General features: G+C 67.8%; 18 protein-coding genes and 1 pseudogene. 12 read left to right on the forward strand and 7 right to left on the reverse strand.

From position 1 onward, the window contains the following. Positions 1 to 176: pseudogene (locus tag RCO38_RS05670) on the reverse strand (sugar phosphate isomerase/epimerase); the annotation flags it as partial. Positions 177 to 357: 181 nt separating this feature from the next. On the opposite strand from RCO38_RS05670, the gene RCO38_RS05675 reads away from it, so the two are divergent. Next, positions 358 to 1,395 (forward strand): LacI family DNA-binding transcriptional regulator, encoded by a 1,038-nt coding sequence (locus RCO38_RS05675; protein WP_308327342.1) that lies wholly within the window; start codon positions 358 to 360, stop codon positions 1,393 to 1,395. An 84-nt stretch (positions 1,396 to 1,479) separates the two neighbouring features. Here RCO38_RS05675 and RCO38_RS05680 read toward each other — a convergent pair whose 3' ends face one another. The 3 genes from RCO38_RS05680 to RCO38_RS05690 form a co-directional block, all read right to left on the reverse strand. Next, positions 1,480 to 2,475, reverse strand: coding sequence for an ABC transporter permease (locus tag RCO38_RS05680; protein WP_374694529.1), 996 nt, complete (start codon positions 2,473 to 2,475; stop codon positions 1,480 to 1,482). Positions 2,476 to 2,516: 41 nt separating this feature from the next. Beyond that, positions 2,517 to 4,058 (reverse strand): sugar ABC transporter ATP-binding protein, encoded by a 1,542-nt coding sequence (locus tag RCO38_RS05685; protein WP_308327344.1) that lies wholly within the window; start codon positions 4,056 to 4,058, stop codon positions 2,517 to 2,519. 67 nt (positions 4,059 to 4,125) lie between these two features. Further along, a complete protein-coding gene (locus RCO38_RS05690) occupies positions 4,126 to 5,058 on the reverse strand; it encodes a sugar ABC transporter substrate-binding protein (protein ID WP_308327345.1) in 933 nt (310 codons plus the stop codon). A gap of 251 nt (positions 5,059 to 5,309) precedes the next feature. On the opposite strand from RCO38_RS05690, the gene RCO38_RS05695 reads away from it, so the two are divergent. From RCO38_RS05695 to iolB, 4 genes are read left to right on the forward strand one after another with little or no spacing between them, the layout of a single operon-like run. Continuing rightward, a complete protein-coding gene (locus RCO38_RS05695; RefSeq protein ID WP_308327346.1) occupies positions 5,310 to 7,265 on the forward strand; it encodes a bifunctional 5-dehydro-2-deoxygluconokinase/5-dehydro-2-deoxyphosphogluconate aldolase in 1,956 nt (651 codons plus the stop codon). 17 nt (positions 7,266 to 7,282) lie between these two features. Continuing rightward, on the forward strand, positions 7,283 to 9,160 hold the full coding sequence (gene iolD, locus RCO38_RS05700) for a 3D-(3,5/4)-trihydroxycyclohexane-1,2-dione acylhydrolase (decyclizing) (RefSeq protein WP_308327347.1): 1,878 nt from the start codon (positions 7,283 to 7,285) through the stop codon (positions 9,158 to 9,160). Between the two features lie 48 nt (positions 9,161 to 9,208). Next, positions 9,209 to 10,135: a myo-inosose-2 dehydratase gene (gene iolE, locus RCO38_RS05705; protein ID WP_308327348.1), complete on the forward strand. Its 927-nt coding sequence runs from the start codon at positions 9,209 to 9,211 to the stop codon at positions 10,133 to 10,135. Between the two features lie 17 nt (positions 10,136 to 10,152). Continuing rightward, positions 10,153 to 10,956, forward strand: coding sequence for a 5-deoxy-glucuronate isomerase (iolB, locus tag RCO38_RS05710; RefSeq protein ID WP_308327349.1), 804 nt, complete (start codon positions 10,153 to 10,155; stop codon positions 10,954 to 10,956). A 259-nt stretch (positions 10,957 to 11,215) separates the two neighbouring features. Here iolB and RCO38_RS05715 read toward each other — a convergent pair whose 3' ends face one another. Continuing rightward, positions 11,216 to 11,431, reverse strand: coding sequence for a hypothetical protein (locus RCO38_RS05715; RefSeq protein WP_308327350.1), 216 nt, complete (start codon positions 11,429 to 11,431; stop codon positions 11,216 to 11,218). Positions 11,432 to 11,487: 56 nt separating this feature from the next. Then, positions 11,488 to 12,471: a LysR family transcriptional regulator gene (locus tag RCO38_RS05720; protein WP_308327351.1), complete on the reverse strand. Its 984-nt coding sequence runs from the start codon at positions 12,469 to 12,471 to the stop codon at positions 11,488 to 11,490. Between the two features lie 105 nt (positions 12,472 to 12,576). On the opposite strand from RCO38_RS05720, the gene RCO38_RS05725 reads away from it, so the two are divergent. Continuing rightward, entirely contained in the window at positions 12,577 to 14,103 is a 1,527-nt protein-coding gene (locus RCO38_RS05725) for a CoA-acylating methylmalonate-semialdehyde dehydrogenase (protein ID WP_308327352.1), read from the forward strand. 371 nt (positions 14,104 to 14,474) lie between these two features. Beyond that, the gene (locus RCO38_RS05730; RefSeq protein WP_308327353.1) at positions 14,475 to 15,410 is read left to right on the forward strand and encodes a restriction endonuclease; all 936 of its coding nucleotides are present in this window, start codon (positions 14,475 to 14,477) and stop codon (positions 15,408 to 15,410) included. Between the two features lie 330 nt (positions 15,411 to 15,740). On the opposite strand, the gene RCO38_RS05735 is transcribed toward RCO38_RS05730, so the two are convergent. Continuing rightward, positions 15,741 to 16,523, reverse strand: a complete 783-nt coding sequence (locus RCO38_RS05735; RefSeq protein WP_308327354.1) for an IclR family transcriptional regulator — start codon at positions 16,521 to 16,523, stop codon at positions 15,741 to 15,743. Between the two features lie 194 nt (positions 16,524 to 16,717). Here RCO38_RS05735 and RCO38_RS05740 point away from each other — a divergent pair, with 194 nt between their 5' ends. Genes RCO38_RS05740 through RCO38_RS05760 form a run of 5 tightly spaced genes read left to right on the forward strand, consistent with a single transcriptional unit; the run spans position 16,718 to position 23,997 of the window. Continuing rightward, entirely contained in the window at positions 16,718 to 17,695 is a 978-nt protein-coding gene (locus RCO38_RS05740) for a tripartite tricarboxylate transporter substrate binding protein (RefSeq protein WP_308327355.1), read from the forward strand. Positions 17,696 to 17,711: 16 nt separating this feature from the next. After that, the gene (locus tag RCO38_RS05745) at positions 17,712 to 18,503 is read left to right on the forward strand and encodes an enoyl-CoA hydratase/isomerase family protein (RefSeq protein ID WP_308327356.1); all 792 of its coding nucleotides are present in this window, start codon (positions 17,712 to 17,714) and stop codon (positions 18,501 to 18,503) included. Positions 18,504 to 18,508: 5 nt separating this feature from the next. Beyond that, the gene (locus tag RCO38_RS05750) at positions 18,509 to 20,605 is read left to right on the forward strand and encodes an acetate--CoA ligase family protein (RefSeq protein ID WP_308327357.1); all 2,097 of its coding nucleotides are present in this window, start codon (positions 18,509 to 18,511) and stop codon (positions 20,603 to 20,605) included. A 9-nt stretch (positions 20,606 to 20,614) separates the two neighbouring features. Then, on the forward strand, positions 20,615 to 22,669 hold the full coding sequence (locus RCO38_RS05755) for an FAD-dependent oxidoreductase (protein ID WP_308327358.1): 2,055 nt from the start codon (positions 20,615 to 20,617) through the stop codon (positions 22,667 to 22,669). 2 nt (positions 22,670 to 22,671) lie between these two features. Beyond that, complete coding sequence (locus RCO38_RS05760; protein ID WP_308327359.1) at positions 22,672 to 23,997, forward strand: MmgE/PrpD family protein; 1,326 nt, start codon at positions 22,672 to 22,674, stop codon at positions 23,995 to 23,997. Positions 23,998 to 24,007: the final 10 nt, after the last annotated feature.

The following is a 24,007-nucleotide window of genomic DNA, read 5'->3' on the forward strand; positions in this document are numbered from 1 at the left end:
ATCGCGGCCTTGAAGCCGGCCATGCGCTCTTTGGTGGCGCGCGGCATCACCCACCAGTCCAGAAAGTCCGAGCGGGGTGAGAGTTCGATCTGGTCGTAGCCCAGCGACGCGACGGCCGCGGGCAGCTCAGTCAACGGCAAGTGCCGGATCATGTACGGGTCGAGCGCGATCTTCATGGGCTTGTCTCCTGTGGATGGGATTTATCATTGGCCTGATAGTTTTTTGCGAGGTCTGCGTGACCGGAGACACCGCAAAATCAGGGCTGGATTGTTGGCTTTCAAATGGGCAGTGACAATGCCGGACGGTCATCCCCTCTCATGCCTCTCATGCCATTGACCGAAATCTGATAGATCTATCATGAGCAAGCGCAGAAGCCCCGAACCGACCATGACCGATGTGGCGCGCGCCGCTGGCGTGGGCGTGGCCACCGTCGACCGCGTCATCAACCGCCGTGCGCCTGTGCGCGAGGTCACGGTGCAGCGTGTGCTGGCCGCGGCCGAGGCTGTGGGCTTCCGGCGCGCTGGCCTGATTCGCCGCCGCGCGGGCGAGCAGGCGCGCGCGGCCACCCTGGGTTTCGTGCTGCAGAGCGCACAGTCGCCCTTCTACCGTTTGTTGGCCGAGGCGCTGCAGCAGGCGGCGGCGGCGCTGCCGCCACCGGGTGCGCGGGTGGTGGTGAGCCACCTCGACGACCTCACACCCCGCCGGGTGGCGCAGCGCATCACCGAGCTGGGCCAGTCGTGCGACGCCGTGGCGGTGGTTGCCGCCGATCACCCGCTGATCACCCAGGCGGTGGAGGCCGTGAACGCCGAGGGCGTGCCGGTGTTCGCGCTGGTGTCGGACCTGACCGCGCCTTCGCTGGCCGGTTATGTGGGCGTGGACAACCGCAAGGTGGGACACACGGCGGCCTGGGCCATGGCGCGCCTGTGCCGCCCGGGCAAGCTCGGCCTGATTCTGGGCAGCCATCGCTATCTCTGCCAGGAGCAATGCGAGGTGAGTTTCCGCTCCTGGCTGCGCGAGAGCGCCCCGGGCTTCACCGTGCTGGAGTCTCTGGTCAGCCTCGAGGACGTAGGCCTGGCGCGCGCGACCACGCAGGAGCTGCTGCACCTGCATCCGGACCTGGTGGGCGTCTATGTCGCGGGTGGCGGCGTGGAGGGGGTCATCGAGGCGCTGCGTGAAGCGGCGCGGCCCGAACTGATCGTGGTCTGCCACGACCTGACCGACGTGACGCGCCAGGCTGTGCTCGATGGCTGCGTCACGCTGTTGCTGTCGCATCCCCTCGAGTGGATGGCACAACGGCTGTGCGAGGCGATGGCGGCGCCACCCCGACCCGGCCCGAGCGGCAGCAAGCTGCAGATGGTGCTGCCCTTTGTGGTCTGCACGCCGGCCAACGTGTGATTCAGACCGATGCCTGCTGGATGCCGTCCGTGAGCGCCAGCAGCCACCGGGTTCCGAAGACGCAGGGCAGGGCCTTGATGAAACTCAGGCGCGGCGCTTGCGGTTGCGGTACTGGTCGGCGACCACTGCGGCCACGATGATCGCGCCCTTGACCATCTCCTGGTAGTAGGCGTCGATGCGGATGAAGGTGAAGCCCGAGGTCATCACACCCAGGATCAGCACGCCGATCACGGTGCCGGTGATGCGGCCCTTGCCGCCCACCAGCGAGGTGCCACCGATCACCACCGCGGCAATCGCGTCCAGCTCGTACATCACGCCCATGCCCGACTGGCCGGAGATGGCGCGCGCGGCGGTCACGGTGCCGGCAATGCCCGCCAGCAGTCCGGCGATGGTGTAGACCCAGATCAGGTGGCGGTTGACGTTGATGCCCGAGACGATGGCGGCCTGGCGGTTGGCGCCGATGGCGTAGGTGAACTTGCCGAAGCGCGTGTGGCGCAGCACGACATGGAAGATGGCCGCGATCACCAGGAAGATGATCACCGGGTTGGCGCCGGAGCCGAGCCAGGCGAAGTCGTCGGTCAGCATGGACACGGGCATGCCGCCGGTGAACCACTTGGCAAAACCGCGCGCGGCCACCATGGTGCCCAGCGTGGCGATGAAGGGCGGGATCATGGTGTAGGCGATCAGCGAGCCGTTGATCAACCCGATCACCAGGCCGGTGAAGGCTCCGGCCAGGATGGGCCAGAACACGGGCAGGTCGGTCAGGGCCGGGAACACCGCGCGCGGAAAGTCGCTCACCTGAGCGAGGCTGGCCGACACCACCGCAGCGGCGGCCACCACCGAGCCGGACGAGAGGTCGATGCCGCTGGTGATGATGACCAGGTTGACGCCGATGGCGATGATGCCCACCACCGACATCTGCAGGATGATGATCTGCAGACGGTCGAGGTTGAAGAGGAAGCTCTGGTCGTTGACGACCCAGCCGAGCAGCTCGAACAGCAGACAGATGCCGGCCAGCACGAGGAAGATGCTCGCTTCCTGGGGGAGCTTGAACTTGGAGGGGGCGGAGAGGGAGGACATGGTGGTCTTCGCGGTGGTGGTGTTCATGGGGACTCCGGGGATCACTTGGCGGCCAGGTCCATCACACTGACCTGGGTGGCTTCGGAACGGTCAAGAATGCCGGTGATGCGGCCCTGGTGCATGACCGCGATGCGGTCGCTCATGCCCAGCACCTCGGGCATCTCGGAGGAAATCATCAGGATGGCCACGCCCTGGCCGGCCAGCTCCGACACCAGGCGGTGGATCTCGGCCTTGGCGCCGACATCGATGCCGCGCGTGGGCTCGTCCAGGATCAGGATCTTCGGGTTGGTCAGCAGCCAGCGCGCCACCAGCACCTTCTGCTGGTTGCCCCCAGAGAGGTTCTGGATGATCTCTTGCATGTCCGGCGTTTTCACGCGCAGGCGCTTGGCCATCGTGATCGCGTCCCGCGTCAGCTGTGCGCTTTCCACGAAGCCCAGCTTGTTCACATAGCGCTGGTTGAGCACCGCCATCTCGGCGTTGGTCTGGATGTCCAGGCAGAGGAAGCAGCCGGTGTCCTTGCGGTCTTCGGTGAGGAAGGCCATGCCGTGGCGCATGGCCTGGGCCGGGTTGTCGATGCGGACCTGCTCGCCCTTGATGGTGATGCTGCCACTGGTGGCCGGCGTGACGCCGAACAGCGTCTCGGCCACGTTGGAGCGGCCCGAGCCGACCAGACCGGCCAGCCCGAGGATCTCGCCGGCGCGGATGTCGAAGGACACGTCCTGGAAGACGCCGTCCAGCGACAGGTTCTTGACCGACAGCACCACGTCGCCGATGGGCACGGTCTCCTTGGGGAACATCTGGGTGATCTCGCGGCCCACCATCATCCGGATGATGTCGTCGCGCGTGACCTCGCTGGAGGCGCAGGTGGCGATGTACTGGCCGTCGCGGAACACCGAGAACTCGTCGGCGATCTCGAACAGCTCGTTCATCTTGTGGGTGATGTAGATGATGCCCTTGCCCTGTTCGCGCAGGGTGCGGATGATGGTGAAGAGGTGCTCCACCTCCTTCTCCGTCAGCGCCGAGGTGGGCTCGTCCATGATCAGCACGTCCGAGTTCCAGGACACGGCCTTGGCAATCTCCACCATCTGGCGGCTGGCGACCGACAGGGTCTGGATCTCGGCCAGCGGGTCGATGCGGATGTTCAGGCGCGCGAACAGGTCTTCGGTGCGGCGTTTGAGTTCGGCGTGGTCGACGAAGCCGAGACGGTTCTTGGGTTCGCGCGTGATCCAGACGTTTTCCGCCACTGTCATGTGCGGCATCAGGTTCAGTTCCTGGTGGATCATGGCGATGCCCTGGCTCAGCGCGTCGATGGGCGACTTGAGCGTGACGGGCTGGCCCTTGAGGCGGATCTCGCCCTTGTCTGGCGTGTAGACGCCGGCAATGATCTTCATCAGCGTGGACTTGCCCGCGCCGTTCTCGCCCATCAGGGCGTGCACTGTGCCGGCCTTGAGTGTGAAACCCACGTTGTCGAGGGCGAGCACGCCGGGAAACCCCTTGCGGATGCCCCGGATTTCGAGCAGCGGCGTGGCGTGGGCGGCCTGGCCGGCCGCTGCGGGGCGCTCCAGGGTGGCGGTGTCGGTCATGGGCGGTCTCCGGACTCTGAAAGGGAAAAGCAGGGCGACCCGAGGGCCGCCCTGCGGCGAGCGGCGATCAGTTCTTGCCGCTGTACTTGGTCAGGTTCTCGGGCGTGACCAGCTCGAAGGGCACATTCACGAAACGGTCCACCGGCTGCTTCTTGATCATCTTCAGCGCGGCGTCCACCGAACCCGAACCCTGGCCGGCGGCGTTCTGGAACACGGTGACCTTCAGGTCGCCGGCCTTCATCGAGGCCAGGGCGTCGGGCGTGGCGTCGATGCCGGCGACGATGGAAGCGGGGGTCCACTTCTTGGCGGCCTTCAGCGCGTTGATCGCACCGATGGCCATTTCGTCGTTGTTGGCGATGATGGCGTCGAACTTCACGCCCGAGGACAGCCAGTTGGTCGTGATGTCCTGCGCGTTGGTGCGGCTCCACTTGCCTTCGCGCTTGTCGACGATCTTCAGGCCCGAGCACTCCTTGGTCTTGACCACGTCTTCGATGTCCTGGGTGCGCGTGCGGGCGGCTTCGTTGGAGAGTTCGCCCATCAGCACCAGGACGTCGCCCTTGCCCTTGAGCAGCTTGCACACATGTTGCGTCTGCAGCGTGCCCGACACCTTCTCGTCGGACGCCACGAAGGCCACGCCCGCGGGCAGCTTGGCGAAGTCCACCGGCTTGCGGTTCACGTAGATCAGGGGGATCTTGGCGTCGGTCACCATCTTGGTGATCTTGGGCGTGGCGTCGGTGTCGACCGGGTTGACGATGATGGCGTCCACCTTCTGGGCGATCATGTTCTGCACCTGGCTCAGTTGCTTGCCCACATCGTTGGTGGCGTCCTCGATCTGCACGTTGGCGCCCGCCTTTTTGCCGGCGTCCGAGATGCCGTTGCGCAGGATGGTCAGGAACGTGTCGTCGAACAGGGCCATCGACACACCGATCTTCTGGGCGTGGGCCGCGAACGGCGACAGCAGGGTGGTGGAAATGGCGGCTGCAACGAGAAGCTTCTTCATGTATGTCTCCGATGGGTTGAGGGTGTTTGCCAGAACCGCTCCGGGCCTCTGCACGGCGGCATCGGGGCGGTTCGACGGTTGGCAGGACGAACTGTAGGCGTTTTGGAAAATTATTTTCTAAGTGTTTACACCAAGCGAAAATAATTTCTGTCAACGCTAGACTTCGTCAAAACCTGCCGCACAAGCGCTTTTCGGCGCACCCCTGCGGCAACCGCCCGCCCTGTTTGTCCTCTGACCGAGCCCTACACCCGATGCCCACACTCACATTTCCTTCCGGTCGCCGCCACGACCTGGCCTGCCTGGGCCGGCTGGCCGTCGACCTCTACGCCCAGCAGTTCGGCAGCCGCCTCGAAGACGCCCGCAGCTTCTCCATGTACCTGGGTGGCAGCTCGGCCAACCTGGCGTTCGGCGTGGCCCGGCTGGGCTGCAGGAGCGCCATGATCTCGCGCGTCGGCGACGAGCAGATGGGCCGCTTCCTGCTGGAGCGCCTGCAGGCCGAAGGCTGCGACACCAGCCAGGTGCAGATCGACAGGGACCGCCTCACCGGCCAGGTGCTGCTGGGCCTGAAGGACCGCGACACCTTCCCGCTGCTGTTCATGCGCGAGAACTGCGCCGACATGGCGCTGGACGCGGCCGCCATCAGCGAAGACTTCATCGGCCAGTGCCGAGCGCTGGCCATCACCGGCACCCACCTCTCGACCGACGGCACCCGCGCTGCGGCCCACAAGGCGCTCGAAGCCGCGCGCCGCCACGGCACCGTGACCGTGCTCGACATCGACTACCGCCCGGTGCTCTGGGGCCTGACCGGCCGCGGCGCCGGTGAAAACCGCTTCGTGGACGACGCGGGCGTCACGCGCCAGTTGCAGCAGAGCCTGCCGCTGTTCGACCTGCTGGTCGGCACCGAAGAAGAGTTCTTCATCGCCGGTGGCGTGGCCGACGACATCATCGCCAGCCTGCGCGCGGTGCGCGCCTTGTGCCCCACGGCCACGCTGGTGGTCAAGCGCGGCGCTTTGGGTTGCTGCGTGATCGAGGGCGAGGTGCCGGGCGACATCGACGCCGCACCCACCTACCGCGGCGAGCGCGTGGAGGTGCTCAACGTGCTGGGCGCGGGCGATGCCTTCCTCTCCGGCCTCATGGCCAGCCTGCTGCAAGGCAAGGACTGGGCGGAGTCGACCAAGGTCGCCAACGCCTGCGGCGCCATCGTGGTCTCGCGCCACGCCTGCTCTGCCGCCATGCCCACGCCGGCCGAGCTGGCCCACTGGTTCGGCGGCAGCCGCAATCCGAAGGTCGACGCCGACGAACAGCTGGCCCACCTGCACCGCGTCACCGCCGCGCGCCCGAGCTGGGAAGACCTGTGCGTGATGGCGTTCGATCATCGCAGCCAGTTCTACGACATCGCCCGCGCAGCCGGCGCCGCCGAGTCGCGCATACCGGCCTTGAAGAATCTGCTGGTGCAGGCGGCCGAGCAGGTCGAGCGCAGCCGCCAGCTGCAGGGCCACACCGGCGTGCTGATCGACGGTGGCGACTACGGCCGCGACGCCCTGGCCAGCGCCACCGGCCGCGGCTGGTGGGTCGGCCGCCCGGTCGAGCTGCCGGGCTCTCGTCCGCTGCGCTTCGATGGCACGCGCTCCATCGGCAGCGCACTCATCCACTGGCCGACCGAGCAAGTCGTCAAGTGCCTGGTGCACTACCACCCGGACGACGCCTACGAGCTGCGCCTGCAGCAGGAGCAGACCGTGCTGGAGCTGTGGGAAGCCACGCGCGAGTCGGGCAATGAGCTGCTGCTGGAGATCATTCCCCCGAAGGCCCTGACGCCCGAAGGCACGGCGGATGCCGCCGTGCTGCGCGCGGTCAAGCGCTTCTACAACCTGGGCGTCAAGCCCGAGTGGTGGAAGCTGGCGCCCATGCAGGAGCAGGGCTGGCGCGATCTGGAGGCGCTGATCGCCGAGCGCGACCGCCACTGCCGCGGCGCCGTGATCCTGGGCCTGAACCAGCCGCTGGACTTCCTCGCGAGCAGCTTCGCCAACGCCACCAACCCGATCGTCAAGGGCTTCATGGTCGGGCGTACCCTCTGGGTCGACGCGTCCCTGAAATGGTTCAAGGGCGAGATGGACGACGCTGCCTTTGTGGACGAAGTCGCCCGCAACTTCGCGGTGCTGGTGGACGCCTGGAGAAACCGCCACACCGCACAACGCGCCGCCGCCTGAACACACCCGCTCAAGACATGAAAACCCAACGACTCACGATGGCGCAGGCGCTGGTGAAACACCTGGCCGCCCTGCGGATGGAGGTGGAGCACCTCGACGGCCGCATCTCCATCGAACCCTATTGCGGCGGCGTGTTCACCATCTTCGGCCACGGCAACGTGGCCGGCATGGGCGAGGCCCTGGTGGCCGAGCGCGAGCGCCTGACCACCTACCGCGCCCACAACGAACAGACCATGGCGCACGCGGCCATCGCGTTCTCCAAGGCCCAGTTCCGCCAGCGCATCATGGCCGTGTCCACCAGCATCGGCCCGGGGGCGACCAACATGGTCACGGCCGCCGCGGTGGCGCACGTGAACCGCCTGCCGGTGCTGCTGCTGCCGGGCGACGTGTTCGCCACCCGCCGCCCCGACCCGGTGCTGCAGCAGATCGAGAGCTTCGGCCAGGGCGACGTCAGCGCCAGCGACTGCTTCCGCCCGGTCACCCGCTACTTCGACCGCCTCACCCGCCCCGAGCACATCCTGACCGCGCTGCCGCGCGCGATCCAGACGATGACGGACCCGGCCCACTGCGGCCCGGCCTGCCTCTCGCTGCCGCAGGACGTGCAGGCCATGGCCTTCGACTGCCCCGAGGACTTCCTCCACCCCGGCGTGCTGCGTTTCCGCCGCCCGCCCGCGGACGAGCGCGAACTGGCCGACGCCGTTGCCCTGCTGCGCAGCGCCAAACGCCCGCTCATCGTGGCCGGCGGCGGCGTGCTCTACAGCCAGGCCTGGGCCGCGCTGTGCGCCTTTGTGGAAGCGCACGGCGTGCCCGTGGTCGAGTCGCACGGCGGCAAGAGCAGCCTGCCCTGGGACCACCCGCTCAACCTCGGCGCCATCGGCGTGGACGGCGTGTCCTGGGCCAACGACATGGCGCGCGAGGCCGACGTGGTGTTCGCCGTCGGCACCCGGCTGCAGGACTTCACCACCGGCTCCCACGCCCTGTTCCCGCAGGCCAGGCTGCTGAGCCTGAACGTGCAGCCCTACGACGCCGGCAAGTGGAGCGGCCAGGCCCTGGTGGCCGACGCGAGGGTGGGGCTGCAGCAGCTCGGAACCGGTCTGGCCGGCTGGGCCGCCGACGCCGCCTGGACCGCGCGCGCCAAACAGCAGGCCGCCGCCGCCAACGCCCGCATCACCGAGCTGACCACGAATGTGCCCAAGGACATGCTGCCCTACGACGCCGAGGTCATCGGCGCGGTGCGCGATTCGGCGCTGGAGCTGGGCCTGGACAGCGGCACGAAAGACGTGGCGCTGTGCGCCGCCGGCACGCTGCCGGCCGAGCTGCACAAGCTCTGGCGCGCCAGCCTGCCCGGCAACTACCACATGGAATACGGCTATTCGTGCATGGGCTACGAAGTGGCCGGCGGCCTGGGCGTGAAGATGGCCCGGCCCGAGCAGGAGTCCATCGTGCTGGTGGGCGACGGCTCCTACATGATGGCCAACTCCGAGCTGGCGACCTCGGTCATGCTGGGACAGAAGATCATCGTCGTGATCCTGGACAACCGGGGTTACGGTTGCATCGAGCGCCTGCAGATCAAGACCGGCAGCCCGGGCTTCAACAACATGCTCGACGACTGCGTGCCCGAAGGCGGCGAGCGCAGCACCATCGACTTCGCCATGCACGCGCGCGCCATGGGCGCCGACGCGGTGCATGTGAAAGACATCGCCGAACTCAAGGCAGCCATGGTCCAGGCCCGGCAGGCGAAGCGCACCCAGGTCATCGTCATCGACACCACCCACCACCGCACCACCGACGGCGGCTGCTGGTGGGAAGTCGCGGTGCCCGAGGTGTCGGGCCGCCGCGAGGTCAACGAGGCCCACGCGAACTACGTCCAGGCGCAGTCGGCGCAACGCCTCTGATCCGGTCTGCTTTCCCCATCACAACATCCTTTCTCCGAGAGACACCCCATGAGCTGGAACGTCCGCATTGGCATCAACCCCCTGTCGTGGATGAACGACGACCTGCCGTCCCTGGGCGGCGAAACCCCGCTGGAAACCGCGCTGAAGGAAGGCCGGGAGATCGGCTACGAAGGCTTCGAGCTGGGCAACAAATTTCCGAAGGACGGCCCGGGCCTCAAGGCCAAGCTGGACGAGTTCGGCCTGGCCTGCGTGTCGGGCTGGTACTCGGGTTTCCTGGCCGAGCTGGAGCCGGGCCAGACCAACGCCACCGCCGTGGCCGCCGAAATCGAGCGCTGCAAGGCGCACATGAGCAAGCTGCAATACAACGGCGTGAAGGTGGTGGTCTACGGCGAATGCGCCGGCACCGTGCAGGGCCAGATGGACACGCCCGTGTCCAAGCGCCCGCAGTTCGCCAACGAAGCCCTGTGGCACGCCTACGCCGAGCGCCTGAACGCCTTCGGCGAGCACCTGCTCAAGGCGTATGGCATCCAACTGGCCTACCACCACCACATGGGTGCCTACGTCGAGTCGCCCGCCGATGTGGACAAGCTGATGGCGCTGACCGACCCGGCCAAGGTCTTCCTGCTGTTCGACACCGGCCACGCCTATTTCGGCGGTGCCGCCACGCCGGTGGACCTGCTCAAGAAACACGTCAAGCGCGTGGTGCACGTGCACTGCAAGGACGTGCGCACCCCGGTGATCGCCCAGGCCCGCAACGACGGCTGGAGCTTCCTGCACGGCGTCATCAACGGCACCTTCACCGTGCCGGGCGACGGCAGCATCGACTACGCCACGGTGCTCAAGACCCTGAAGGACAACGGTTACGAAGGCTGGCTGGTGGTCGAGGCCGAGCAGGACCCGGCGGTGGCGCCGAGCTACCAGTACGCCAAGAAGGGTTACGAGACCCTGCGCTCGCTGGTGGACAGCCTGAACTGATCGACAGGAGACACACCATGGTCAGCCCCTTGCTTGCCAAGGCCGCGCCCAGTGGGCGCGAGATCGTCAATGTCACGCCCGAGCGCGCCGGCTGGACCCATGTCGGGTTCCGGGCCGTGCGACTGATGGCGGGTGAAGCCGAAGCCGTGGAAACCGGGGAGCGCGAGCTGTGCCTGGTGGTGCTCACCGGCACGGTGGACGTCTCCATCGACGGCGACACCCACGCCAACCTGGGCATGCGCAACAGCGTGTTCGAAGAGGTGTCGCCGGCGGCGGTCTATGTACCGCCCGGCAGGGGGGTGCACATCCGCGCCGTGCGGGCGGCCGAGGTGGCGCTGTGCACGGCGCCGGCCGATGCGCGCAACCGCAAGGTGCAGGTCATCGACCCTACGAAGATGAAGCGCAGCGTGCGCGGCAAGGGCACGAACACGCGCTATGTCTGCGACATCCTGCCGCACGACGACCCGACCGCGGCGCACCTGCTGGTGGTGGAGGTGATGACACCGGCCAGCCATTCGAGCAGCTACCCGCCGCACAAGCACGACCAGGAAACACCGCCCACCGAGACCCTGCTGGAAGAGACCTACTACCACCGCCTCAACCCGCCGCAGGGCTTTGCCTTCCAGCGCGTCTACACCGACGACCGCAGCCTGGACGAGGCCTGCGCCGTGGAGGACCACGACGTGGTGATGGTGCCGCGTGGTTACCACCCGGTGGTGGCGCCCCACGGCTACGACCTGTACTACCTCAACGTGATGGCCGGTCCGAACCGCTTCTGGGTGTTCAAGAACGACCCCCAACACGAATGGATGTTGGAATAGGGATCACCCCCCTGCGCCGCTGACGAGGCTTCCCCCCTCTCTGGCGCGCCTTGCGGCGCTTGGAGGGGGGACCACGCCAGTGGCCCGGCAAAGCCGGTTCCGCGGCGTGTGCTGGAAGGACTGCCCCTCTCTCCGGCGTGCGTGTCTGCACGCCAGGGGGATCGCGGAACCGGCTCCGCCGGGCCCAGATGCCGTCCCCCCTCCAAGCGCCGCAGGCGCGCCAGAGAGGGGGGAAGCCGCGTCAGCGGCGCAGGGGGAGTTACGCAAGTTCGTGGCGGTCGGCGGCGGCGTACAGATCCTGGGCGAACGCCGGATCGCTCTGGGCCACGTCGTCGGCCATGGCGCGCAGCTGCTCGGCTTCTTCGAAGCGGGTCAGCGGGCGGGCCGGGGTGGCGCGGGAGTCGAACCAGCTGGCGAAGATCTCGCGGACGGTGCTCAGAAAGTGGGCGGAATGGGAAAAGGTTGCAGTGCTCATGACACGCTCCTCAGAGGACAACAGCGGATTTGCTGCACTGCAGTATAGGGTAAACCCTAGGTTTTGTGTCGTGATGTAGGTCCGGTGTTTTGGGGAGAGCTCTCCAGATCACCGAATCCGTCCGCCATCGCCTCGCGCAAGAAGTTCACCAGGGCCGACACCGCCAAAGGCACATGGGCCGAATACGGGCGGATGGCGTAGAGCCGGTCGGCGAACGAACCCACCGGGGTCCAGCCCGGCAGCACCTCCACCAGCTTGCCGGCCTTCAGGGCCGCTTGCGCGCTGAAGTCCGGCAGCAGGGCGATGCCCAGGCCATCCAGGGCCGCGTCGCGCAGCGCCTCGCTGTTGTTGGCGGCCAGCGAGCCGCGCACCTGCACCGTCACCCGTTCGCCGAGGCTTGCCTCGCGCGGCTCCAGCGTCCAGGCCGGGTTGTCCTGCGAGCGTGGGTAGTGCAGGCAGTTGTGGTCCACCAGGTCGGCCGGGTGCCTGGGCGTGCCGTGGCGGCGCAGGTAGGCGCGACTGGCCACCAGCACCGAGCGCGTGGCGCACAACGTCCAGGCCACATGGGTGTCCGGCGGGTGGGCGGTGTGGCGGATCGCGAGGTCGAAGCCTTCGGTGGCCAGCGACGAGAGCCGATCGGCCATGTTCAGCTCGACCCGCACCTCCGGGTGCTGGCGCAGGAACTCGGCCAGCAACGGCACCAGCTGCTGGCGCGCCAGCGCCACTGGCGCGGTCAGCCGCACCAGGCCGCGCGGCGCGCCGGCCAGGTCGCGCACCTGGGCCACGCTCTGGGCGATCTGGTCGAACGCCGGGCGCGCCTGGTCGGCCAGCCGCTGACCGGCTTCGGTGAGCCGCACGCTGCGCGTCGTGCGCTGCACCAGGGCCACGCCGGCCAGCCGCTCCAGCTCGGCGATGCGCTGGCTCATGGCGGCTTTGCTCACGCCCAGCCTCGCCGCGGCGGCGGTGTAGCTGCCCTGCTGGTCGAGCACGGTGAGCCAGTGCACATGGCTCCAGAGTTCGTGGATTTTCTGTTCGTTCATGGTCCGATTGTTCATCAATGTGAACAATCAATTCAAGTTTTTGGTCTTGTATCGACCGGGGCCGGTTCCTAGACTGCGGGCATTCATCCAACGGAGACCCCTTCCATGAACGCACGCCACCCCGCTGTCACCGACATTCCCCACTTCGTCGCGGGCGCCCGCTTCGCCGGCAGCGCCACGCGCAGCCAGACCGTGACCAACCCGGCCACCGGTGCCGTCACCGGCCAGGTGCCGCTGGCCAATGCCGCGGACGTGGACGCCGCCGTGGCCGCCGCCCAGGCCGCGTTTCCCAAGTGGTCCGACACGCCGCCGATCCGCCGTGCCCGCGTGATGTTCAAGTTCCTCGAACTGGTCAACCAGCACAAGGACGAGCTGGCCCACGCCATCACGGCCGAACACGGCAAGGTCTTCACCGACGCGCAGGGCGAAGTGGCCCGCGGCATCGACATCATCGAATTCGCCTGCGGCATCCCCCAGCTCCTGAAGGGCGACTTCACCGACCAGGTCTCCACCGGCATGGACAACTGGACCATCCGCCAGCCGCTGGGCGTGGTGGCCGGCATCACGCCGTTCAACTTCCCGGTCATGGTGCCCATGTGGATGTTCCCGGTCGCCATCGCCGCCGGCAACACCTTCGTGCTCAAGCCCAGCCCCACCGACCCGACGCCTTCGCTGCTGATCGCCGACCTGCTCCAGCAGGCCGGCTTGCCCGACGGCGTGTTCAACGTCGTGCAGGGTGACAAGGAAGCTGTGGATGCGCTGCTGGTGCACCCCGACGTCAAGGCCATCAGCTTCGTCGGCTCCACACCCATCGCCAACTACATCTACGAAACCGGCGCCCACCACGGCAAGCGCGTGCAGGCCCTGGGCGGCGCCAAGAACCACATGGTGGTGATGCCCGACGCCGACCTCGACCAGGCGGTGGACGCCCTGATCGGCGCGGCCTACGGCTCGGCCGGCGAGCGCTGCATGGCGATCTCGGTGGCGGTGCTGGTCGGCGACGTGGCCGAGAAGATCATGCCCAAGCTGATCGAGCGCACGAAGACACTGAAGGTGCTCAACGGCACCAACCTGGCCGCCGAGATGGGCCCCATCGTCACCGCCGCCGCGCACGCCCGCATCAGCGGCTACATCGACGCCGGTGCGGCCGAAGGTGCGCAGCTGCTGGTGGACGGCCGCGGCTTCGACGGCAAGCAGGCCGGCGAAGGTTGTGAGAGTGGTTTCTGGATGGGCGGCACGCTGTTCGACCACGTGACGACCGACATGAAGATCTACAAGGAAGAGATCTTCGGCCCGGTGCTGTCCTGCGTGCGCGTGGCCGATTTCGGAGAAGCCGTGCAGCTGATCAACGACCACGAGTTCGGCAACGGCACCAGCTGCTTCACCCGCGACGGCAACGTGGCCCGCGAATTCGCCCGCCGCATCCAGGTGGGCATGGTGGGCATCAACGTGCCAATCCCGGTGCCCATGGCCTGGCAGGGCTTTGGTGGCTGGAAGAAGAGCCTGTTCGGCGACATGCACGCGTATGGCGAAGAGGGCGTGCGCTTCTACACCAAGCAGAAGTCGATCATGCAGCGCTGGCCGGAGTCGATTGGCAAGGGCGCCGAGTTCGTGATGCCGACGGCCAAGTAATCTTTTTCGACTGTCTGAATGGCCTCGTTGCGCTTTGGCGTGGCGAGGCTTTTTTTTTGGCTGCTTCTGTGGCGGGTCTGAGCTGGGGCGGAGGACTGCGCTCATGTCCCCCGACGGCCTGCGGCCGTCTCCTCCTTTACTTCGCTTCCCCCTCCATCCCAGCTCAGACCTTGATTCGCGTTGGTGCGCCCAACGGGGATGGCATGTTTAACGAGCCTTCTCGGTACGGCAGAGTCAGGGTCTCGTTTCGACCGAGAACTGCCGTTCGGACCACTGAAAGCGCCATGGTCTTCCAATGAACGAGGTGGCCGAGTGCTGCGGGATACATTTAACCCTTCGGCACAAACGCGCACCCCAACCCGCTATAGGTCATGCCAGTCCCAACCTACGACCAATTCATTGAGCCAATCCTGCGCTACCTCGCGCTGCATCCCCAAGGATCGACCGCTCCAGCGGCTCACGAGGCTGCAGCAAAGCAACTAGGTCTCACCGACGAAGAGAAGGCGCTTATCCTTCCCAGTGGTGTTCAGCGTGTCTACAAGAACAGGGCCGGTTGGGCACACGACCGTCTGAAGCGTGCTGGTCTTTCAAGCTCACCCAAACACGGTTTCTGGAAACTCACAGCTGCAGGCATCGAATTTGCGAAATCGAATCCGGCTCCACTGTCCGACGTCGCTGTTCAGAAGCTAGCCAGCGAATACCTTGGGGTCACTCTCAAGCCATCTGGCGCGAGTGGGCTACCGCCGGCGAAACCGGCACTTGTTGCCATTGATCACAAGACGCCCACTGCAGCGACTCCTGATGATCAACTTGATTGGGCAATGGCTGCACTTCGGCAGTCCGCAAGCGATGATTTACTGGAGCGACTCGCCAGCGTCTCCCCGAGCTTCTTTGAGAACCTCGTGCTCGACGTGCTTCATCGAATGGGCTACGGCGCGTCGAGAGACGACTTGGTCCAAACTGGAGGTCCGGGAGATGGCGGCGTTGATGGAGTCATCAACCTAGACCGACTAGGACTGGAAAAAGTATACGTCCAAGCCAAGCGCTGGCAGCAATCAATCGGACGCCCCGACATTCAGGCGTTCTATGGAGCGCTCGCTGGACAAAAGGCAAAGAAGGGCATCTTCATCACTACATCCACGTTCACACCGCAGGCTTGTGAATTCGCAAAGTCTGTCGAAGGAATCGTCCTTATTGATGGTGCTCGCTTGACAAATCTGATGATCGAATACGAGGTCGGCATTAGTTCCAGAACAATCCGAATTCCAAAGGTCGACTCAGATTACTTCGACGAAGATGCAACATAGCCCTTTGGTAGGAACGAGGCTTCGCGGCCAGCTGCTGGCTCCGCAATACCTCGAACATTGAGGGTCTGCTCCTGGCCGAAACAGGTCAATCTGAAAAGTGAATGACCGCCGCCACGCGCGCCAACCCCCGGACCGGCGCACCGGGGTGCTAGGCAGAGCGAAGTAAAGGAGGAGACGGCCGCAGGCCGTCGGGGGACATGAGCGGCGCAGGGCGCCCCGGTGCACCGGTCCAGCGAGCGAGGCGCCGCGCGGCGGCGCACGGGGCCCTGCCGAACGGGACAGGGGTCGACTGCGGGCAGTCTGATGGACGGGAGGCCGCGCCGAAGACCCTTAAGGTTCGGGCAGCTTCGACAGTTCCAGGCAGATCTCCTCTTTCAGGCGCAGCAGGTGGGGGGCGAGGGTCTTGATCCAGCGTTCGGGCGGTTCCTGCGTGGACATGCTGACGTTGATGACGCAGAGACCTTCCGAGGACGGGAACGCGGTGGCCAGCGCCAGAACCTCGGGCTGCCAGCTGGCCCAGCAATAGCCCTTGGACTTCATGCTCTCCATCGACGCCTCGATGGCCTTTTTGACCTCCGGCCAGTGCCGGCCATTGCGTTTCTTGAAGATGGGCTCCAGCAGCCGGTAGCGGCCCGTGGGCGCCGCCGCCAGGTACGCCCGGCCCAGTGAGGTGAGTTCCATGGGCACGCGCTGGCCGGACACGACGTTGCGCAAAGCCACGCGACGGTTGTAGCGGATCGACTCCAGGTAGACCATCTCGTCCCGGTCGGGGTAGGCCAGGCCGACGTTGATGCGTTCGCGTTCGGCCAGGGCGCGCATGCGCGGCGCAGCAATGGCCAGCACCTGCGAGCCCGAGCGCATCGCATGCCCCAGGCTGAGCACCAGCGGCGCGAGCCGGTAGGCGCGGCGGGCGCGGTCCTGCTGCAGCAGTCCGGCCGCGACCAGGGTCTGGGTCAGGCGGCTCACCGTGGAGTTGGACAGACCGGTCCGCTCGGCGATCTCTCCGTTGCCCAGCAGGTCCGACCCGGGCCGGAAGGCGCGCAGGATGTCGGCGCCGCGCAGCAGGGAGCGGTTCGCGGCCGATCGGCCGGGGTGTTCTTCGAGCGGGTTCATGGCGGTTCCTTCGCAGGTGTGCACCCGGTTCCGGGGGCTGTTTCCATGGGGGCAGGGGTCATTCTAATTTCCACTCAGTGGAATTGAGAGGGTTCCAAAGCGGACGCGTGGTCCTAAGCTCAGGACTCGCCCAACCGGTCGAAGCAGCGCCGAACCAGAGGCGGCTCCCGACCCCTTCCACCCAGGAGACACCCATGAAACTCTTTTCCATTTCCCTGCGCAGCCTGGCCAGTGGCCTGTGCCTGAGTCTGGCGGCCTTCGCCGGTGCGGCCCATGCCGAGTACCCGGCGGACAAGCCGGTGCGCATCGTCGTGCCGTTCGCCCCTGGCGGTGGCACCGACCTGATCGCCCGCACCCTGGGCCTGGGCATGTCGCAGGCGCTGGGCCAGACGGTGATCGTCGAAAACAAGCCCGGTGCCGGCACGGTGATCGGCACCGATCTGGTCGCCAAGAGCGCGCCGGACGGCTACACCCTGGTGATCGCCACCATGGCGCACGCGGTGAACCCCAGCCTGCTCTCCAAGCTGCCCTACAACAACGACACCGCGTTCGCGCCGGTGAGCCTGGTCGGCCGGGGGCCGAACGTGCTGGTGGTGCGCACCGAAAGTCCGTACAAGTCCGTGAAGGACGTGCTGGACGCCGTGAAGTCGGGCAAGAAGCTGACCTATGCGTCCCAGGGCAACGGCACCTCGGCCCACCTGGCCGGCGAAATGTTCGTCAACCTCACCAAGGCCGACCTGCTGCACATCCCCTACCGCGGCGCGGGCCCGGCCATGAACGACCTGCTCGGAGGCCAGGTGGACCTGTTCTTCGGCACCGCCGCCGCCGTGTCCAGCATGGTGGAACAGGGCAAGCTGCGCGCCCTGGCGGTGACCACGCCCGAGCCGTCGCCCGCCTTCAAGGGGGTGCCCACGGTGGCGGCCACGGTGCCGGGCTACTCGGTCGAAAGCTGGTACGGCTTCTTCGTACCCGCCGGCACGCCCGCTCCCGTGATCGCCAAGCTCAACGCCGCCATCAAGAAGGCCGCGCAAAGCCCCGAGTTCGTCAAGAAGGTGGAGCACGAAGGCCTGGTGGTCAACGCGTCCGACCCCGCCGAGTTCGACCGCTATGTGAAGGCTGAAGAGGCGCGCTGGAGAAAGATCGTCAAGGAAAACAACATCAAGGCCGACTGAGCCGCGGGTGCCCGACATGGACTACACACTGATTGAACTGAACGTGAGCGAAGGCATTGCCACACTCACCCTCAACCGCCCCGACAAGCGCAACGCCATGAGCGACGGCATGCGGTCGGAATTCATCCACGCGCTGGAGTCGGTGACCGCCGACAAGGCGATCCGCGCCCTGGTGCTCACCGGCGCCGGCAAGGGCTTCTGTGCCGGGGGCGACATTGCGGGCATGCAAAAGCGCATGAACGCCCCGGCCGGCGAGGTGGGCTTCAACGGCTGGCACCGCCAGCAGCGTGTGCACCACACGCAGGCCCTGCTGCACACCTGCCCCAAGCCGGTGATCGCCGCGGTGAACGGCGCGGCCTCCGGCCTGGGGGCCGACACCGCGCTGGCCTGCGACTTCATCATCGCCAGCGAGTGGGCGAGCTTTGCCTGGTCGTATGTGCTGCGCGGCATCATCCCGGACGGCGGCGGCATGTACTTCCTGCCGCGCCGCGTGGGCCTGGCCAAGGCCAAGGAACTGATCTTCACCGGCCGACAGGTGAAGGTGGACGAAGCGCTGGCGCTGGGCATCGTGGACCGCAAGACCAGCGCCGACACGCTGCTGGCCGACGCGCAGGCCTGGGCCGCCGAGCTGAGCCAGGCCTCCAGCACGGCCATCGCGCTGACCAAGACCATCCTCAACCAGAGCTTCGAGCTGAGCTCGCACGACGTGTTCGCGCAGGGCAGCCAGGCGCAGGGCATCTGCTACACCAGCAGCGAGCACCGCGCCTCGGTGGAAGCGTTTCTGGCCAAGGCCGCCGGCAAGGAGTGAAAAACATGGACGCGATTTCCCGTCTGCTGCAGCCGCGCAGCGTCGCCATCATCGGCGCCTCCGCCGATCCGACCAAAACCGCCGGCCGCCCGGTGGCCTATCTGCAGAAGCACGGTTTTGCCGGCCGCATCCTGCCGGTGAACCCCAAGGCCGACCGCATCGGCGACCTGCCGTGTTTTGCCGACATCGCGTCCTTGCCCGAGACGCCCGATGTCGCCATCGTGCTGCTGGGCGCCGAGCGTGCCCACCTCGCGGTGAAGGAGCTCTCGGCGCGTGGCTGCGCGGCCGCCATCGTGCTGGCCAGCGGCTACACCGAGACCGGCGCAGACGGCGCGCGCCGCCAGAAGCAGCTGGTGGAGGCGGCCGGGTCCATGCGCATCCTGGGCCCCAACACCATCGGCCTGGTGAACCTGACGGACAACATCGTGCTCTCGGCCACCGGTGCGCTGGAGATGGACGAGTTCCCTGTGGGCGGCATCGGTGTGGTGTCGCAAAGCGGCGGCATCCTGGGCTCACTGCTGTCGCGGGCCGCGGCGCGCGGCATCGGTTTGTCCAAGCTGATCTCCACCAGCAACGAGGTGGACCTGGAGCTGGCCGACTTCATCGACCACCTGGCCGATGATCCGGCCACGCAGGTGATCGCGCTGTACGTCGAGACCGTGCGCGACCCCGCCAAGTTCCGGGCCGCCTGTCTCAAGGCGGCGAGCAAGGGCAAGCCGGTGGTGGCCTTCAAGATCGGCCGCTCGGAAGCGGGCGCCCAGGCCGCCGTCTCGCACACCGGGGCCATGGCCGGTGCCGACCGCATGTACGACGCGCTGTTCAAGCAGGTGGGCGTGATCCGCGCGCAGACCTTCAACGACCTGCTGGACATCCCCGTGGCCCTGGCCACCGGCCGCCACATGCGCGGACAGCGCGTGGCCATCCTCACCAGCACCGGCGGCGCCGGCACGCTGGTGTCCGACGACCTGGGCGTGGCCGGCTTCGAGACGCCGGCGCCCGACGCGGCCACGGCCGAGGCGCTGCGCGCCTTGCAGACGGGCAGCGAAGCCGTGCTGGACCGCAACCCGATCGACGTGACCCTGGCCGGCCTGCGACCCGACCTGCTGCGCGGCGCGATCCGTGCCCTGCTGGCCAGCCCGAGCTACGACGCGCTGGTGATCATCGTCGGCTCGTCCAGCCTGGCCATGCCCGAGCTGATGGCCAACGCCATCCGCGACTGCCTGCCCGATTCGGACAAGCCGGTGATGGCCTACGTGAGCCCGCACGCGCCCGAAGTCGGCGCGCTGCTCACGCGCCACGGCGTGCCCGCCTTTTCCGCGGCCGAAAGCTGCACCGCGGCGCTGGCCGCCATGTTCAAGGTCGGCGGCTTTGTCGCGCCGGTCGAAGAGAAGGAGGTGGGCAGCGCCGTTGTCGTGGGTGAGCTGCCCTCGGGTTCGCTGGACGAGGCGCAGGCCAAGCAGCTGTTCGCACGCTTCAACGTGCCCTGTGCGGCCGAACGCATCGTCACCAACCCGGCCGAGGCCGAAGCCGCGGCGCGCGAGCTGGGCGGCCGTGTGGTGCTCAAGATCCTCTCGTCGCAGATCACGCACAAGAGCGATGTGGGTGGTGTGGCCATTGGCCTCACGCCCGAGACCGTGGGCGAGCGCCTGGTCACCATGGCCAGCGATGTGCAGGCCAAGGCCTGTGTGCGCCCCGACCGCTTCCTGGTGCAGGAGATGGTGGGCGGCGGCACCGAGCTGATCCTGGGCATGCACCGCGATGCGCTGGGTACGGCTGTGCTGCTGGGCATGGGCGGCGTGACGGCCGAGCTGTTCAAGGACACCACCATGCGCCTGCTGACGCAGGACGCGCAGGGCCTGCACGCGCTGAGCCGCGCCGACGCGCTCTCGATGGCGAAAGAACTCAAGACTTGGCCGCTGCTCGACGGCTTCCGGGGCCGGCCCAAGGCCGACGTGGAGGCGCTGGTGGACGCCATCGTGGCCTTCTCCCGCATGGCGGCCCAACTGGGCGACCGCCTGGTGGAAGCCGAGATCAACCCGGTGTTCGTGCGCGCGCAAGGCCAGGGCGTGAGCGCCGCCGACGGCGTCGTCGTGCTGGCCTGAGGAACGCGCATGACGCCACGTGTGCATCTGGAGCAGGATGGCGGGATCGCCGTCATCGTGATCGACAACCCGCCCATCAACGCCGGCTCGGCCGCTGTGCGGCAGGGGCTGATGGGCGCCATCGAGGCCCTGCGCAGCGACGACACGCTGGAGGGCGCGGTGCTCATCGGCGCCGGCAACACCTTCATCGCCGGCTCCGACCTGCGCGAGTTCGGCCAGCCGCTGACCGAGCCGCAACTGCCTGCCGTGATCGCCGCCATCGAAGCCTGCGGCAAACCTGTGGTGGCCGCGCTGCACGGCGCAGCGCTGGGTGGCGGCTTTGAACTCGCACTCGGCTGCGACGCCCGCGTTGCCGCACCGGGCACAGTGGTCGGTCTGCCCGAGGTGACGCTGGGCATCATCCCCGGCGCGGGCGGCACGCAGCGCCTGCCGCGCATCGTGGGCATTCCCCGCGCGATCCGGATGATCTGCTCGGGCGAACGGCTGCCCGCCACGGCGGCGCTCGACGCCGGGCTGGTGGATGTGATAGCCACTGAGGGCTTGCGCGCCACAGCGGTGGCCCACGCCCGGCAGCTCAAGGGACAGAAGCGGCTGGTGCGTGACCGGGAGGTGCCGCCAGCCGTGAGCGCGGACGTGGCAGCGGCAACGACCGCAGCGCTCGAGGCCGGCAAGCGCCGGCCTGCGGTGCAGGCGGCCATCGACGCCATCACGGCGACCGCCCAGGTCGGCTTCGACGACGGTCTGGCCGACGAGCGCGCGGTGTTCCAGCGGCTGCGTGTCTCGCGCGAGGCCTTCGCGCTGCGCCACCAGTTCTTTGCCGAGCGCGACAGCGCCAAACACCCGTCGCTGGGCGAGGCCACGCCGCGCACGGTGGAGCGCGTGGCGGTGATCGGCGCCGGCACCATGGGCTCGGGCATTGCCATTGCCGCGCTCGACGCCGGCTACCGCGTGCTGCTGCTGGAGCAGGACGCCGCCGCGCTGGAGCGCGGCACCGGACGCATCCACGCGCACTATGCCTCGCGGGTGCAGGGTGGCAAGCTCAGCGCCAGTGCCGCCGCGGCCTGCGAAGCCCGCCTGCAGACCAGCCTGGACTGGGCCGAGCTGGCCAGTGCCGATCTGGTCATCGAGGCGGTGTTCGAAGAACTGGGCGTGAAGCAGCAGGTGTTCCGGCGCATCGACGCCGTGGCACGCTCTGGTGCGGTGCTGGCCTCCAACACCTCGTACCTGGACCTCGATGCCATCGCGGCGGCCACCTCACGGCCACACGACGTGATCGGCCTGCACTTCTTCAGCCCGGCCCACGTCATGAAGCTGATGGAAGTGGTGCGCGGCCAGGCGTCTGCGCCCGACGCGCTGGCCACGGGGCTGGCGGTGGGCAAGCGCCTGAAGAAGCTGCCGGTGCTGACCGGCAACGCATTCGGTTTCATCGGCAACCGGCTGTACGCGGCCTACCGGCGCCAGTGCGAATTCATGGTGGAAGAGGGCGCCTGGCCCGAGCAGGTGGACGCCGCGCTGCAGGGCTTCGGCTTTGCCATGGGACCGTTCGCGGTGGCCGACCTGTCGGGGCTGGACATCGCCTGGCGCATGCGCCAGGCCCTGGCCGCCAAGCGCGACCCGCAGGCCCGCTATGTGCACATTCCCGACCGACTGTGCGAGGCCGGTCGGCTGGGCCGCAAGACCGGTGCGGGCTACTACCGCTACCCCGAAGGCGGCCACGGCCCGCAGGTGGACGAGGCGGTGCACACCCTCATCGCGCAGGCCCGTGCGGACAAGGGCCTGCAGCCTCGCGAGCTCGGCGACGACGAGATCGTGCGCCGCGCGCTGCTGGCCATCGTCAACGAGGCTGCGCTGCTGCTGGCCGAAGGCGTGGCCGAGCGCGCCACCGACGTGGACGTGGTGCTGGTCAACGGCTATGGTTTCCCGCGCTGGGAGGGCGGCGCCGTGTTCTGGGCACGCGAGCGCGGTGCCGAAGCGCTGCAGGACGACATGCGTTGGCTGGCCGAACTCAGCGGGCCGGGCTTTGTGGCCGGCGACCTGCGCCACCTGCTCACACCGGAGAACTGACCATGCACGCCGTTGAAACATTCGCGCGCTTTGCCGCAGGCTTTGCCCGGACGCCCTTGCCGTCCGAGGTGGCGCACCACGCCCAGCGCGCCGTGATCGACTGGTACGCCTCGATCTACCCTGGCCTGGACACCCCTGCGGTGCAGGTGCTGATGCAGATCCTGGCCGACGACCTGGACCGGGGCGCTGCCCGGCTGGTGCAGGGCCGAAACGCCACCCCGCGCGCCGCCGCCCTGATCCAGGGCACGGCCGCCCACGCCGCCGAGGTGGACGACAGCTTCCGCGACGCCATGTACCACCCCGGCGCGGCCACCATCGCCGCCGCGCTGGCCGTGGCGCAACCCACAGCGGCGGGCGGTCCCGCGTTCCTGCGCGCCGTGGTGCTGGGCTACGAAATCTCCACCCGCATCGGCGTGGTGATGGGGCGCCCGCACTACCGGTACTGGCACAACACCGGCACCATAGGCAGCTTTGGCGCCGCCGCCGCCGCGGCGAGTCTGCTGCAGCTGGACGAGGCGGCCTTCGCCCACGCCCTGGCCATCGCCGCCACCATGACCGCAGGTCTGCAGCAGGCCTTCCGCCTGGAAGCCATGGCCAAACCGCTGCACGCGGGGCGTGCAGCCGAGGCCGGCGTGCTGGCCGCACAACTGGCCGCGGGCGGCCTGCGCAGCTCGCTCGATGTCCTGGAAGGCGAATCCGGGCTGGGCCAGGCCATGAGCGAAGGCCCCGACTGGTCCGCCGTGGGCGCCACGCTGGGCACCGACTTCCACATCACCCGCCTGACCTTCAAGAACCACATCGGTTGCGGCCACACCTTCGCCGCCATCGACGGCGCCCTGGCCTTGCAGCAGCAACACGGCTTCACCCACGCCGACATCGAAACCGTGTCGCTCGGGGTCTACCAGCCCACGCTGGACATCGCGCCGCACGTGGACCCGCAGAACGCCGACCAGGCGCGCTTCAGCCTGCACTACATGGTGGCCAGCGCGCTGGTGCACGGCAGCGTGCGCCTCTCGGCCTTCGAGCCGGACCGGCTGAACGACCCGGCCACACGGGCGCTGATGCAGCGCATCCACAAGGCGCTGGACCCGGCCGTGGACGCCGCCTTCCCGGGCCGGCGCGGTGCGCGCGTGACCATCACCCTGCGCGACGGCCGCCAGCTCACGCGGTTGCAGCCCGACCGCAAGGGCGACCCGGAACTGCCGCTGTCCGACGCCGACCTCGAAGGCAAGCTGATGGAGCTGGCCACACCGGTGATCGGCGAGGCCCAGGCCCGCGCGCTGCTGGGCCGCATCTGGCAACTGCACCAGAGCACGAACCTTCCCTGAAGAGAGACCT

Source organism: Hydrogenophaga pseudoflava (assembly GCF_031020795.1).
GTDB classification, from domain to species: domain Bacteria; phylum Pseudomonadota; class Gammaproteobacteria; order Burkholderiales; family Burkholderiaceae_C; genus Hydrogenophaga; species Hydrogenophaga pseudoflava_A.

Excerpts from the sequence above, each read along its gene's own strand:
- RCO38_RS05675 (WP_308327342.1), top strand. The coding sequence starts at position 358 with ATGAGCAAGCGCAGAAGCCCCGAACCGACCATGACCGATGTGGCGCGC.
- RCO38_RS05680 (WP_374694529.1), bottom strand. The coding sequence starts at position 2,475 with ATGTCCTCCCTCTCCGCCCCCTCCAAGTTCAAGCTCCCCCAGGAAGCG.
- RCO38_RS05685 (WP_308327344.1), bottom strand. The coding sequence starts at position 4,058 with ATGACCGACACCGCCACCCTGGAGCGCCCCGCAGCGGCCGGCCAGGCC.
- RCO38_RS05690 (WP_308327345.1), bottom strand. The coding sequence starts at position 5,058 with ATGAAGAAGCTTCTCGTTGCAGCCGCCATTTCCACCACCCTGCTGTCG.
- RCO38_RS05695 (WP_308327346.1), top strand. The coding sequence starts at position 5,310 with ATGCCCACACTCACATTTCCTTCCGGTCGCCGCCACGACCTGGCCTGC.
- iolD (WP_308327347.1), top strand. The coding sequence starts at position 7,283 with ATGAAAACCCAACGACTCACGATGGCGCAGGCGCTGGTGAAACACCTG.
- iolE (WP_308327348.1), top strand. The coding sequence starts at position 9,209 with ATGAGCTGGAACGTCCGCATTGGCATCAACCCCCTGTCGTGGATGAAC.
- iolB (WP_308327349.1), top strand. The coding sequence starts at position 10,153 with ATGGTCAGCCCCTTGCTTGCCAAGGCCGCGCCCAGTGGGCGCGAGATC.
- RCO38_RS05715 (WP_308327350.1), bottom strand. The coding sequence starts at position 11,431 with ATGAGCACTGCAACCTTTTCCCATTCCGCCCACTTTCTGAGCACCGTC.
- RCO38_RS05720 (WP_308327351.1), bottom strand. The coding sequence starts at position 12,471 with ATGAACGAACAGAAAATCCACGAACTCTGGAGCCATGTGCACTGGCTC.
- RCO38_RS05725 (WP_308327352.1), top strand. The coding sequence starts at position 12,577 with ATGAACGCACGCCACCCCGCTGTCACCGACATTCCCCACTTCGTCGCG.
- RCO38_RS05730 (WP_308327353.1), top strand. The coding sequence starts at position 14,475 with ATGCCAGTCCCAACCTACGACCAATTCATTGAGCCAATCCTGCGCTAC.
- RCO38_RS05735 (WP_308327354.1), bottom strand. The coding sequence starts at position 16,523 with ATGAACCCGCTCGAAGAACACCCCGGCCGATCGGCCGCGAACCGCTCC.
- RCO38_RS05740 (WP_308327355.1), top strand. The coding sequence starts at position 16,718 with ATGAAACTCTTTTCCATTTCCCTGCGCAGCCTGGCCAGTGGCCTGTGC.
- RCO38_RS05745 (WP_308327356.1), top strand. The coding sequence starts at position 17,712 with ATGGACTACACACTGATTGAACTGAACGTGAGCGAAGGCATTGCCACA.
- RCO38_RS05750 (WP_308327357.1), top strand. The coding sequence starts at position 18,509 with ATGGACGCGATTTCCCGTCTGCTGCAGCCGCGCAGCGTCGCCATCATC.
- RCO38_RS05755 (WP_308327358.1), top strand. The coding sequence starts at position 20,615 with ATGACGCCACGTGTGCATCTGGAGCAGGATGGCGGGATCGCCGTCATC.
- RCO38_RS05760 (WP_308327359.1), top strand. The coding sequence starts at position 22,672 with ATGCACGCCGTTGAAACATTCGCGCGCTTTGCCGCAGGCTTTGCCCGG.